Source organism: Streptomyces sp. NBC_00510 (genome assembly GCA_036013505.1).
In the GTDB taxonomy this organism is placed as follows: Bacteria; Actinomycetota; Actinomycetes; order Streptomycetales; family Streptomycetaceae; genus Actinacidiphila.
This window is the reverse complement of sequence record CP107851.1, coordinates 1,104,670-1,117,485: the sequence shown is the minus strand read 5'-3', so window position 1 is coordinate 1,117,485 and position 12,816 is coordinate 1,104,670. Positions and strand designations below refer to the sequence as shown.

The 12,816-nt window shown below is 73.9% G+C and carries 7 protein-coding genes; 3 read left to right on the top strand and 4 right to left on the bottom strand.

Going from position 1 to position 12,816, the window contains the following annotated elements; translation table 11 throughout:
- Window positions 1–127 precede the first annotated feature (127 nt).
- The 3 genes from OG937_04920 to fxsT all read left to right on the top strand — a co-directional run bounded on the left by OG937_04920 (window position 128) and on the right by fxsT (window position 6,784).
- The gene (locus tag OG937_04920) at window positions 128–1,276 is read left to right on the top strand and encodes an FxsB family radical SAM/SPASM domain protein (protein ID WUD71069.1); all 1,149 of its coding nucleotides are present in this window, start codon (window positions 128–130) and stop codon (window positions 1,274–1,276) included.
- Window positions 1,277–1,646: 370 nt separating this feature from the next.
- Window positions 1,647–2,828 (top strand): FxsC protein, encoded by a 1,182-nt coding sequence (gene fsxC, locus OG937_04915; GenBank protein WUD71068.1) that lies wholly within the window; start codon window positions 1,647–1,649, stop codon window positions 2,826–2,828.
- Window positions 2,825–6,784: an FxSxx-COOH system tetratricopeptide repeat protein gene (gene fxsT, locus OG937_04910; GenBank protein WUD71067.1), complete on the top strand. Its 3,960-nt coding sequence runs from the start codon at window positions 2,825–2,827 to the stop codon at window positions 6,782–6,784. Before fsxC ends, fxsT begins: the two co-directional genes overlap by 4 nt.
- A 60-nt stretch (window positions 6,785–6,844) precedes the next feature.
- Here the strand turns inward: fxsT and OG937_04905 are convergent, their stop codons facing one another.
- From OG937_04905 to OG937_04890, 4 genes are read right to left on the bottom strand one after another with little or no spacing between them, the layout of a single operon-like run.
- On the bottom strand, window positions 6,845–8,071 hold the full coding sequence (locus OG937_04905; protein ID WUD71066.1) for a toll/interleukin-1 receptor domain-containing protein: 1,227 nt from the start codon (window positions 8,069–8,071) through the stop codon (window positions 6,845–6,847).
- Window positions 8,068–10,878, bottom strand: a complete 2,811-nt coding sequence (locus OG937_04900; GenBank protein ID WUD71065.1) for a hypothetical protein — start codon at window positions 10,876–10,878, stop codon at window positions 8,068–8,070. Before OG937_04900 ends, OG937_04905 begins: the two co-directional genes overlap by 4 nt.
- The gene (locus OG937_04895; protein ID WUD71064.1) at window positions 10,872–11,903 is read right to left on the bottom strand and encodes a hypothetical protein; all 1,032 of its coding nucleotides are present in this window, start codon (window positions 11,901–11,903) and stop codon (window positions 10,872–10,874) included. Before OG937_04895 ends, OG937_04900 begins: the two co-directional genes overlap by 7 nt.
- Entirely contained in the window at window positions 11,900–12,805 is a 906-nt protein-coding gene (locus OG937_04890) for a MoxR family ATPase (GenBank protein WUD71063.1), read from the bottom strand. Before OG937_04890 ends, OG937_04895 begins: the two co-directional genes overlap by 4 nt.
- Window positions 12,806–12,816: the final 11 nt, after the last annotated feature.

The window sequence follows — 12,816 nt, the reverse complement described above, 5'->3', positions numbered from 1 at the left end:
GCGCACTGGTGAAATCGCTGCTCCGCGTCGCGGAGGACCGGTCGGAGCACGTTCCCGACCCGCACACCGGATTCGATTCCTCGTTGTGACCCCGGGACGGGGGTGAGGGCCCGGCGGGAGGTCGGTGATGGAGGGGACGCGGCCCATCCACGAGTTCGTGGTGAAGGTGCACGGCCTGTGCAACCTCGCCTGCTCGTACTGCTACGTCTACGAACTCCGCGACAGCAGCTGGCAGCGCAAGCCCGCCGTGCTGTCGCGTGCCCTCGCCGAGCGCCTGGCCGCACGGATAGCCGAGCACGCCGAGCGTCACCGGCTGCCGTCCGTCCGGGTCGTCCTGCACGGCGGTGAGCCCCTGCTGGCGGGACGGCGACGGGTCGAGCACCTGCTGCAATCGGTGCGCGAGGCGGCGCACGGAATCACGTCCGTGGAATTTGCCGCACAGACCAACGGGACGCTGCTGAACCCTGGTTGGATGGACCTGTTCCGCCGCTACGGTGTGCGCGTGGGGGTGAGCCTCGACGGAGGCAGGGACGCCAGCGACCGCCACCGGCGCACACGTGGGGGGCAGAGCAGCCACGTTGCTGCCGAGAGGGGGATCGGGCTGTTGCGGCGCGCGGAGAACGCCGGCTTATACGGCGGCCTGCTGTGTACGGTCGACCTCGCCAATGAACCCCTCGGTGTCTACGAGTCGCTGCTGAGCCACCGGCCCCCGGTCATCGACCTGCTGCTCCCGCACGCGACCTGGGAGTTCCCGCCGCCGGGCCACGACCCCGCGACGGCCCCCTACGGCCGGTGGCTGCTCGCGGTCTTCGACCGCTGGTACGCGGCGCCGGTCCGCGAGACCCGGATCCGGATGTTCGAGACGATCATGGATCTGGTGCTCGGCGGCAAGGCGACGGCCGAAGCCGTCGGGCTCGACCGCCCGCCGTTCGTGGTCGTCGACACCGATGGGTCGATCGAACAGCCGGACTCGCTCAAGGCGGCGTACGAAGGCGCCACCGCCATGGGCCTGGACATCGGTGCGGACGACTTCGACACCGCCGCCGACCATCCGCTGCTGCGGGAGCAGGGCCGCGGGCTGAGCTCCCTCTCCCCGCAGTGCCGGGCCTGCGACGTGGTGCGGCTGTGCGGGGGCGGGCTGCGGGCGCACCGCTACCGCCCCTCGAACGGGTTCGCCAATCCGAGCGTCTACTGCGCCGATCTGAAACTGCTGACCGAGCACATCAGGGACCGGGTGACCGCCGACGTCCGCGCTCTGATCGGAGGGGCGTCATGAGCGCCCCTCCACCGTCCGCCGGGATGGCCGAACGGTCCATGGCGGGTACCCGTCCGGATGAACCTCCGGCGCACCGCGCCGATGGCCGCGCGCCCCGCCGCCCCCGCGGCCGGCCGGGCCGCCCGCCGGGTGCGTCCCCCTTGTCCCCGCAGCGCACGGGCACGCCGAGCAGGCTCCCCGACGGACGGTGCGGAAAGCCTGATCAGGAAGGGGTGACGGTCCCGATGCGCGCCCGTCTGCGGTGCCCGGATGTGGTATTTATCCGCTATTGCTCGAATAGAGATGCCTACGGCGAGCCGTTGGCCCCTATCGAGTCGTCCCCGCTGCCGCGCTCGTTGCGGGGCGTCCCGACACGCGCGACGGAGTCACCATGAGCCGGTTCTACATGAGCCATATCCGCGGGGTCGACGACGAGTGGACGGCGACCTTATTCCGGGACCTCCGCAACGCGGTCGCCGCCCGGACCGGCGAGTCGCCCGAGTCGGTCGGAGTGTGCGGCACGCCCCGGTCACCCGAGGCCACGGTGGAGCGCATGCGCGGTGCGACCACCATGGTGGCGCTCTACACACCGGCGTATTTCGGCCAGTCCTACTGCGCCACCGAATGGTCCTACTTCGAACACCGGGCCGAGGTGCTGTGGTCCCGGACGGGACGCAGCGCGGACGCCATCATCCCGGTGGTCTGGGCGCCGGCCACCGAGCCGCTGCCCCCCGTCGTCCGGCGGAAGGGGCCGCTGACCGCCGACTCGACCGCCTACGCCCGTGAAGGACTGCTCCACCTCCTGCGCCTGAAGGCCCGGTACGCCGAGGACTACCGGCTCGTGGTGGCAGCCCTCGCGGACCGGGTGGCGGCCGCCCTCGGGCAGCACCTCCCGGACGCCGCCGGTTTCGACGCCACCGGCAGGCGACAGGGCGCACCGCCCCTCCCGCCGTACCCGGGACACCAGACGGTGAGCTTCGTCGTGGCCGCCGCGGCCGCCGACGACCTGCCGGGGGAACGGACCGCCCGCGAGTACTACGGCACCACGCCCGTCGACTGGTCCCCGTACGCACCCGGGCGGCCCGGTGAGCTGGCGTCCCTGCTCTGCGACACGGCGGCGGAACTGGACCTCGCCCCCGACGTCCTGGCGCTCGAGGAGAGCACCGTGGAACAGGTGGGCTCAGGACCGCGGCCGGAGGAACTGGTCGTCCTGCTGGTCGACGCCTGGGCGGCCAAGGCGGAGCGGCAGCAGCGCCTGCTGACCTCGCTCGACGCGGCCGTGCCCGAGGGCACCGCCGTGCTGGAACCGCGCAACCAGGACGACACCCAGTCGTGGCAGCACGCCGAGGACCTGGACGCCGCCCTCGACGAGGTGCTGCCCACGCTGCGCGGCCAGGCCACGGAACTGGAGCGCTGGGGACTGCCCGACGAGGAGAAGTTCACCGCCGCACTCCGCAAGGCCCTGGTCCGCGCCCAGAACGACGCCATGAAGTCCGCACAGGTCGCTCAGCGCCTGCCCACGCCCACAGGCGGCCTCGACTCGTTCCCCCTGCTCGGAAGGTCTTCCTCATGACGCACGACTCGGGCGGTCCCGGCGCCCAGGGGCCCGGCACCGTAGTGACGTTCTACTCGTTCAAGGGCGGTACGGGCCGCACCATGGCCATGGCGAACGTCGCCTGGATCCTGGCCACGAACGGCAAACGGGTCCTGGTCATGGACTGGGACCTGGAGGCGCCGGGTCTGCACCGCTACTTCGCCCCCTTCCTGCGGGACCCCGAACTGAGCTCCACGCCGGGCGTGATCGACCTCGTCCGCGAATTCGAGCGGATGAGCCCGCACCTGACGGACGGCCTGCGGACGTACGCACGCGTCGACCGCCACGCGCACTCGCTGGAGTGCTCCTTCCCCGGCGGCGGCTTCATCGAGTTCGTCTCCTCGGGCCGCCGCACCCCGGAGTACTCCGAGAACGTCAACACCTACGACTGGCGCGGCTTCTACGAGAACCGGAACGGGAAGGCGTTCCTGCACGCCCTGCGCGAGGACATGCAGGCGGGCTACGACTACGCGCTGATCGACAGCCGCACGGGCTTCAGCGACACCTCGGGCATCACCACGCTCCTGCTGCCCGACGTCCTGGTGAACTGCTTCACCTTCAACGTCCAGTCCGTCGACGGCGGCGCGAACGTCGCGCGCGACGTCCGCAGGTTCGCCCCCCATGTGACGATCCTGCCGGTCCCGATGCGCGTCGACCCCGCCGAGCAGGACCGGCTGGACACCGCCCGGCAGCACGCGCGCAGCCGTTTCCAGGAGTTCCTCGACGAATCCGCGCACCCGGACCCGGACCGGTACTGGGGCGACATCGAGATCCCCTACCGCCCCTACTACGCCTACGAAGAGGTCCTGGCGACCCTGAAGGACCCGATCCGCAACCAGGGCACGTTGCTCGCCGCCTACGAACGCCTCACGTCCGTCATCACGCGCGGCGAGGTGACCGCGATCGGGCACATGGCGGAGGAGCAGCGGGCGTCGCTGGTCAAGCGGTTCGACCGAGTGCCCGCGGCCGGCGCGGCCACCCCGCGGGTCCGCATCGACCACGCCCTGCGCGACCGGCTGTGGGCCGAGTGGATCGCCGACCAGCTCAAGGCGGCGGGCGTGACGGTGACACTGCGCCCCAGCAGCGCCACCGCGATGGCGCCCGTCCCCGCGACCGCCGCGGACACCGTCCTGGCGCTGCTGTCACCGGACTTCGTGAACACCAACGTCGCCGAGGAACTGGTCACCCTGGTCGAGACCGCCGACCGCCGCGGCGACGGTCCGCGGATCCTCGGCCTGCGGACCCGCGAGTTCCAGACCCCGACGGCGCTGGCGAGCCTCCCCGGGTTCTCCCTGGTCGGGATGACGGCCGCGACGGCGCTGGAGCGGGTGACCGCGCTCATCGGGGTGCCGGCCCTCAACGAGCCCGTCGCGGGCCGCACCCGGTACCCGGGCGAAGCCCCCTCGACGTTCAAGGCCCCGCCCCGGTACAACCTGTTCACCGGCCGGGACCAGGAGCTGGACAAATTCTGGGACGACCTCGGCCAGGACTCCCTGGACGACGTGCACACGCCGGCGGACCGCCTCTTCCTCTACGGGCTCGGCGGCATGGGCAAGACGCAGATCGCCCTGGAGTACGTCCACCGCTTCGGTGCCCAGTACGACCTGGTGCACTGGATCCCCGCGGAGCAGACCGACCTGATCCCGCAGAGCCTGGCGAACCTGGGCGTCCAGCTGGGCGTCCAGGGCGAGACCGCCGAGGACCTGGCCATGGCGACCCTGGCCGAGCTGGAGAGCGGCAGGCGGGGCAAGTGGCTGCTGGTCTACGACAACGCGGCGAACGACGAGGAGACCCGCCAGAGCGGCCGCCGGCTCGAGGACTACCTGCCCTCCAACGGGCCGGGGCACGTCATCATCACCGCGCGGGAGTCCGACAGCGGCCCCGCCACCGTCGAAGTGGGCGTCTTCCGGCGGGCGGAGAGCGTCGCGCTGCTCCGGCGCCGGGTGGAGAACCTGACCCGTCAGGACGCGGACCGGATCGCCGAGGAACTCGGCGACCTGCCCATGGCCGTGGAACTCGCCGCGGCATGGCTCCGGGAGACCGGGATGCCGGTGGACACCTACCTGGAACAGGTGCGCAGCCGCGTCGGTGAAGTGCTGAGCGCCGGCCCCGCGGGGGAGTTCGAGCGGCAGACCCAACTGCCCGCCGTCTGGCGGCTGTCCGTGGAGCGGCTGCGCGCGGAGCGGCCGGCGGCGGTCCGCCTGCTGGAACTGTGCTCGTTCTTCTCACCCGAGCCGATCGCGGACTCCCTGCTCTACAGCGACGGCATGCGCAACGAGCTGGCGCAGTCCGACTCCGCGCTCCGCGACCCGATGATCATGGGCTACCTCATCCGCGATCTGAGCAGGTACGCCCTCGCCCGCCTGGAGGGACGCTCGCTGCAGGTGCACCGGCTCCTGCAGGCCCTGGTCCGCGAGTGGATGGCGGTGGACCCCGACGCCCTGGCGCGCACCCGGAGCCAGGCCCACCTCGTGCTGGCCAGCGCGCTCCCCTCGCCCTCGCAGGGGGAGGACCACCCGGCGTCGCTCCAGCGTTTCGCGGAGCTCCGCCCGCACCTCGAACCGTCCGGAGCCATCGAGAGCGTCGACCCGCAGGTCGGCGAGTGGGTGGTGAGCCAGGTCCGCAACCTGTGGCTGGTCAAGGACCACCTGGCGGCGATCGGTCTGGGGCGCCGGGCCCTGGACGCGTGGACCGCGAACCGTGGTGCCGACGACCCGCTCACCCTGCGCCTGGCGGCTCAGCTGGCCAACCCGCTCCGCTCGATGGGCCGTTACGCCGAGGCCTTCGAACTGGACTCGGACACCCTGCGCAGGCAGCGCGAGCACCCGGCGCTCGGTCTCGCCCACCCGCACACCCTCATCACCGCCCGCAACGTCGGCGCCGACCTGAACGGTCTGGGCCGCTACGCGGAGGCCTGCGAGTCCGACGCGGACACCCTGGACCGGTACCGCCGGTCGGTGGGGAACGACCACCCGGACACGCTCCGCGCCATCAACAACTACGGCGTGTCGCTGAACCTCATCGGACGCCCCCGTGAGGCGCTGGCACTCGCCGAGGAGGCGTACCAGACGGCCCGTCAGGTGCTGGGGGTCAGGAGCCCCGCCTGTTCGCGCTACGCGCTCGGCGCCGCCCTGGACCGCCGCGAGATGGGCGACTACCAGGGCTCGCTCGAACTGCTGCTGGAGACCAGGCAGCACTACGTCGCCCTGTCCGGGGAGCACTCGCCCGAGGTGATGCGCACCGACGCCTCGCTCTCCGTGACCCGTCGCCGGCTCGGCGAGTTCCGGGCGGCCGAGGCCCTGTCCCGGACGACGTACGACCAGTACCGGCGCCGGTACGGCGAGCGGCACCCGGAGACGCTGGCCTGCGCGGCGAACCTCAGTTGCGACCTGCTCGCGCTGGCCGGCACGCAGAGCGACCCGTCCTTCGACGAGGGCCGGGAGATCGCCGAGCGGAACCACGCGAACTACCACACGACGCTGGGCGCCGAGCACCCGTTCACGCTCGCCGCGGCGACCAACCTGATCATCGCCCGCAGGCTGGGCGGCGAACCGCTGGCCGCCCTCGACCTGGGGCGTCCGACGCTCGCCGCGCTCGAACGGCGCGTGAGCGGCGGGCATCCGGCGGCGGTCGCCTGCCGGGCCGACGTGGCGGGGGTCCTCGCCCAGCTGGAGCGGTACGACGAGGCGGTGGCGGAGGACGAGCGCGCGCACCGCGAGTTCCTGTCCCTCTTCGGCGACCGGCACCCCCGCGTGCTCTGCGGTGAGTACAACCTCGCGGTCGACCGGATGCGCGTCGGCGACCCCGGAGCGGAGGACCGCGTGCGGGAGATCACGCGCCGGTCCGCCGCCCGGTTCGGGGACACGCATCCCACGACCGTCGCCATGAGGGAACAGCGGCGCATCGACTTCGAGCTGGAGATGCCGCCGATCTGACCCGGCGGCAGGACCGCCGCCACGACGAGCCGCCCCCGGATCCCGGGGGGCGGCTCGTCGTCAGTTGCGGCCCGCGTAGCGGCGCACGAAGGTGCGTATGGTGCGGTTCATCTCCTCCTCGTGCGGGCGGGGCAGCCCCTGCAGCCGCGGCAGCGGATCGGGCGCGGTGCCGACCAGGTCGCCGTCCACCACGAAGAGGAAGAGGACACCCGCCGGGAACTCCTCGCCGAGCCGCGCCACGAGGTCGGGGTCCGGGGGATGCGGCACGATCACCACCACCGGTCCGAAGTCGTGCTCGTGCTGCAGCAGGGTCTCCAGGTCGTGGACGTCGACCTCGGTCAGGTGGTCCCGGACGCCGGCGATGAGGCTCTCCGCGACGCCGGAACCCACGTCGATGGGCACGACGAAGTGGTCCCAGGCCACGGGCTGTCCGCTGGCGCGGTGGACGAAGCGCCGGGCGGTCTCGGTGGAGTGGGCGGGCAGCACCGCGGCCCGCGGGGCGGCCGGGGCCGTGAGCACCTCGTTGATGCGCCGGGAGTCCGATGCGGGGACCCGGGCATGGGTGACGCTGAGTTCGATCACCTCGCGGGATCCGGAGGTCGCCTGGAGCGGCAGGAGTTCGGTGAGGGCCGCGCGCAGCGGATCGTCCTGGGGCTCACTGCTGCGTTCCGTGAGCAGCCCCTCGGCGACGCGGTGGTGCATCAGGGGCAGCAGGATCTCCCGCGAGACACCGAGCCGGTCCCCGGCACGGCTCAGGACGGGCCCGTCGACCTCGCGCAGGTGCTGGACGACCCGCTGGTGCACCCGGTCCTCGTTCACCTGGGCCCGCATCAGCTCCAGTTGGGGAGTGATGTCCCTGACGACGTCGGCGAGGTCCCCGTCGACGGGCCAGTCGATGTTCTGCCGCCGGGTGGGACTGAGCGAACCGAGCCTGCTGGCCTCCAGGCCCTCCCGGTCGATCTCGGGGAGCAGCACGAGGATGATGGGGAAGCCGTCGTGCCGGTTGCGCAGTTCCGCCATGGCCAGCTCGTTCTGGACGTGCGGTGACTCGACGGCGTGCGGCGACGCGAGCAGCACCATGCCGTGGGCGTTGCCCATGCCGTCGGATATGGCCTCCATCCAGTCCTGGCCCGGCACCAGGGTCTGCCTGTCGATCACGATCGGTTCGCAGCCGGCGGCCTCGAGCAGGCCGATCACCGATCTCCTGGCCGGCCAGCAGGTGCAGGTGCAGCCGGGCGGTTCGCTGCGGCTGAGGAAGACCAGCGGGCGCGACGTCGTCCCGTTCATGCGCCCGGCCGCCATCCGGGGTCGGTGCTCTCCCACAGGCTCAGCCAGTGGGTCGCACCGGGTGCCACGGTGATCGCGTACCCGCCGGCCGACGGACGTACGGTGAGCGGCCACGGCTCTCCCACGGCGGCGCCGAGCGTCGCGATCCCGACCAGCTCGGGCCCGTCGGGCGGCGCCGGTACGGTGACCGCGACCGGCGCGTCGCCGGCGTTGCCCAGGCACAGGACGGACTCGCTGCCGTGGCGCCGCCACAACGCCGTCACCCCTGGCACCGGTTCGGGCAGCGCCGCGTCGACAAAGCCGTGGACCAGGGCCTGCTGCCGTGCCCGGACGGAGAGCAGGACGCGCAGCGCCTCCGCCCGGTGCCCCGTGGCCGTCAGCAGACCGGCGGGGACCTCGTGGCAGCCGGGCAGGGCCAGCAGGACGCCCGGATCGGCCGGCGGCCGATCCGGAAGCACCCAGGCCGTACCCGGCGGGACCGTCCAGGCCCCGGGTCGCGGGAGCGGCGGAGGGCCCACGGTCAGATGGACGGCGCCTCGCGGGGCCGCTTGCTCCGGCCCGCCGGTGGACGACGGTCCGGCGGTGCCGATCAGGCCCGCACCGGTGTAGGCGTCCGTCAGGTGCCGCAGGTCGTCCAGCAGGTGGGCGGGCCAGGCCGCCAGGTCCTCCAGCAGCAGTGCGTCGACGCGCGCGTCGAGGAGACGTCGCGCGTCGAGCAGGACGTCGGCGGGCGCGGCTTCGGGCGGGGGAGCGGGAAGGCCGGCGACGACGCGCAGTCCGGCCTCCCCGGCCCGCCCGACCACGAGGTCCGTGCGACGGGAGTCGTGCGGGTGCGGCCCGGAGAGCCGGATGTGGCCGATGCCGCAGCGGCGGGCGGCACGCAGCAGATCCTCGGGCGGTGCCTCCGGTCCGGGGCCGGGAAGCGCGACGCCGACCGATGCGCGCAGCCAGGAGGGCCCCGGCCCCGGCGCCTGCGACGTCGACGTGGACGCGGAGGTGGCGGCGGGGTAGGGCAGGACGAGGTGCACCCTGCCGTCCTCGGACCGTATCTCGACCGGCCCGCCGGTTCCGGTGAGCATCAGGCGGCCCCGGCCGGCCGTGAACACCTCGCGCACCTGGAACGGCAGCCGGGCGCCGGGGAGCGGCGCGGAGCCGGGGTCCTCCGGGTCGCCGGCCGCGGGACGGCGCAGCCGCAGCAGGTGGCGTCCCCCGTCCGCGGCGACCACCGTGGCGTCGGAGGAGGAGACGGCCAGTGAGGTGGCCGGCCGGGGCAGCCGGCCGAGCGGCACCGGATCGCGCGCGTCGTTCTCCGGGCTCCGGGCCAGCCACACCCGGCCGTCCTCGGTGGCCCAGACGACGTCCCCGGTCAGCGGATCGCCCGCGAGCGCGGTCACCGGGGACCCCCCGGTGGCGAACCGGCGGGAGACCATGCCGTTCCCGGGCGCGGCGTGACGTGCCACGACCCTTCCCTCGGCGTCCGCGACCGCGATCAGGGCCGCCGAGACCGACGTCCACAGGTGGGTGACGTCGGCGGGGTGATCGAGGGTCAGCACCACGCGCCGCGGATCGCCGTCGTCCAGCAGGTGCACCTTCCGGCCCTCCGCCACGCAGAGGACGGCCGGGCCGCTGCCCGGCCCGCCCGGCGCCGCCCAGCCCAGTGCCGTCGGCGCCGGGGACCACGGATGGGCGGTCACCTCGCCCGAGGCGTCGAGGGCCGCGCCGACCACCTGGAGCCCGGAGCCCCCGGCCGCGGCCGCCCTCGGCGGCCCCGCGTCGGCGACCGCGAGCAGGTCGGGGGGCACCGGGAGGTCCGCGACCAGCACCCGTCCGGCCGCGTCGACCCGGATCTCGGTACGGCCCGCCGCGCTGACCGCGAGCGCTCCGTGCTCCCCGGCCCAGACGCAGCGCACCACGTCCCCCAGTTCGGCCCGGGCGCCGTCCAGGCTGCCGTCGAGCCGGGCCGCGGCCACCACGTCCAGGGGTGCGGTGGCCCGTCTGCGGTCGTGCAGGTCCAGTTCGTGCCAGGCCGCTCCGGGGAGGGCGGCCCGCAGGCGCAATCTGACCCTGGCGGCCCCGCTCACCTGGCACACCTGGGCGTCGCGTTCCGGAGGTCTGGTCAGCACGATGCCACCGGGCTCCGCGCGGATCCCGACGTCGACGTCACGGTGGACCATCCGGCGGACGGCCGTCACCTCCTCCGGGAGCAGACCCGCCGCGGCGGGCGTCAGCTCCAGGCCCAGGCGCTCGGCCGCGGCGATGCGCAGGCGCCGCGCGGGTGCCGAGTCCCGTACGGCGTCGGGCAGTCGGGGCAGGTGACGGATCGCCCACCGGCCGGCCTCCAAGGCCTCGGGGCCGTCGGAGAGCACCTGGGCGAGGAAGGGTTCGAGCTCCCGCCGGATGTCGCCCCCCGCGGGCACCGCCTGCGCCGTGCCGGCCCACAGGAGGGTCTCGAAGGTGCGCACCGCCAGGGGCGCGTCGTGGTGGGCGCGTTCGGTGAAGCTGCGGACGGAGGCCAGCAGGGCGCGGTCGTTCGTGGCGAGGTCCCGGCGCAGGACCGCGGCCACCGCGGGGTCGAGCACCATGGTCAGGCCGCCTGCGGCCTCGACCAGGGGAGAGAACCACAGCTGGGCCTCCAGCCCGGCGCTGCTGCGCGGCACGAACCGCAGGCGCGCGGCACGCACGACGTACGGTTCGGCCTGCGCCGCCAGGCTCAGCGACTGGGCCAGCCGGACCACGTCCGGTTCCTCCTGGCGCTGTTCGTGGATCAGCCTGGCCGCGGAGGTCCGTCCGGCGGCCGCCGTCACCATGCCTGCCTCCGGCGGCGCAGCCGTCTGATCTGGGAGCGCGCCGACCACACCGACGTACGGCGGTCCAGCGGGACGAGGGCCACCAACCGGCGGACGGCGGGCGGGTAGACGTCCGGACTGAACGGGGTCAGGCAGGTCACCGGGTGACCGGCGTGCTTCAGCCGGCCGAGGAAGGCGAGCCAGTCGGCCGGTGAGGCCTGGTTGCGCACCGCCACCGGAGGGCGCAGTCGGCCGAGGTCGGAGACGAGCAGCACCGGAGTGCCGGGTGCCGGGCGGACCGCCGCACCCCATGTGCGGCCGCCGTCAGCGCTGGCGCCCTGGGGCAGCCGGAAGTCGAGTATCCGCAGCTGGTCGGGGGCGAGTACCTGCCGGGCCAGCCGGGCGACCCACTGGTGGTCGTGGCGGAACGGCCGCATGGAAGGGCTCCGGTCCAGCAGCACGTGCAGCCCCGCCCGGGTGGTGGGGCGGGGCCGGTAGGGGAGGCGAAGGCCGCCGGACGACGGCCTGCCACCCAGGCGCCGGACCATCAGGTCGATCAGCCTGCGGTGGTCCAGCTCCCTGCCGAGCGCCTCGGTGGCGGCCACCGTGAGCATGATCGCCTGCTGGGTGCGCGGATTCCACGGCGGCGACGGCGGCTGCTCGGTGACCTCCGCGCGGTCGGCGAAGAGCGGCTCCTCAGGACCGGCCGGCTCACCGGCCGGTCGCCCGGGTCCGGGCGGGGTCCGCGGAGGCGCGAAGGTGATGACCGACCGGCCCGCGGGGTCGGCGCCGGTGGCGGTCCCCGAGGACGGCTCCGGCACGCCGCCGCCGTCCCTGGGCACCGTCCGGCCGACGGGACGGGCCGGCGGCGCGGGTTCGGTGCCCTGCCGGGGTTCCGTCCCCGGGCCGTCCGGTTCCGGGGGCCGGGGTCCGGGGCCGGGCAGACCCATGGCGCGCACCAGGGAGAGGACGCCTGCGGGGTCCGCGATGCCCAGCGCGGCGGCGGCGCGCACGACGTCGCCGGCGTGCACCGGACCGCGGCTCACGCGAAGGCCGTCGGCTCGTAGGTGTCCTTGACCATGGCGAACCGCGCGACGCTGCGCCACAGTTCGGAATCGGCGGTCAGCCCCATCTCGTGGCACGCCCGCAGCGTGTCCAGGTACTCCGCGGTGCTCGCCGCCGCGAGACGACCCGTACCGGAGCCCTGGGCGAGGAAGAGGTCGGCCACCTCGGCGCCGAGTTCCGCATCGAAGTCCGATCCCATGTGCAGCCGGGCGACCTCCAGCAGGTGGGTGCGCCCGGGGACCTGCAGCCGCAGCGGGATGCAGCGCCGCCGGAACGCGGCCGACAACTCGCGTTCCTCGTTGCTGGTGATGACGACCAGCGGCGGCCCGATCTCGGGGCGCACCGTGACCCGGGAGCGGTCCGGGCCCTCGAAGCGCAGGTTGTCCAGCGGGTCGAGGAGCGCGTTGGGGAGGTCGGGGTCCGCCTTGTCGATCTCGTCGATGAGGACCACGGCGGGACGGTCGCGCAGACCGTCCGGGGCCGCGTCGTCCTGGGCGGGGTCCAGTGCCTTCCACAAGGGGCCGGGCCGGTGGTACGGCTGGTCGCCGGGCGCGCCGAGCCTGCCCCGGGAGGCGTCGTTGAGCTGACGGAACGCCTCCTCGCGCCAGAGCAGATCGGGTGCCTCCGTGCGGGCGGTGACGACCTCCGCGTAGAAGCGGTAGCGCAGGACGCGTGCCACGTTGGGGGCGAGCGTGGACTTGCCCGAGCCGGGCGGGCCGAGGACGAGCAGCGGACGGCGCGTCACCAGCGCGACGTTGACGGCGAGCACCGTGTCCTCGTCGAACAGGTACACCTGGTCGTCCTGACGCCCCGAGGATGTGTCGGCGCCGGTCTCCCCGACGGCGCCGGGCGCCTGCGGGTCGAAGACCTTGGTGTACCGCATGTGCCCCCCGA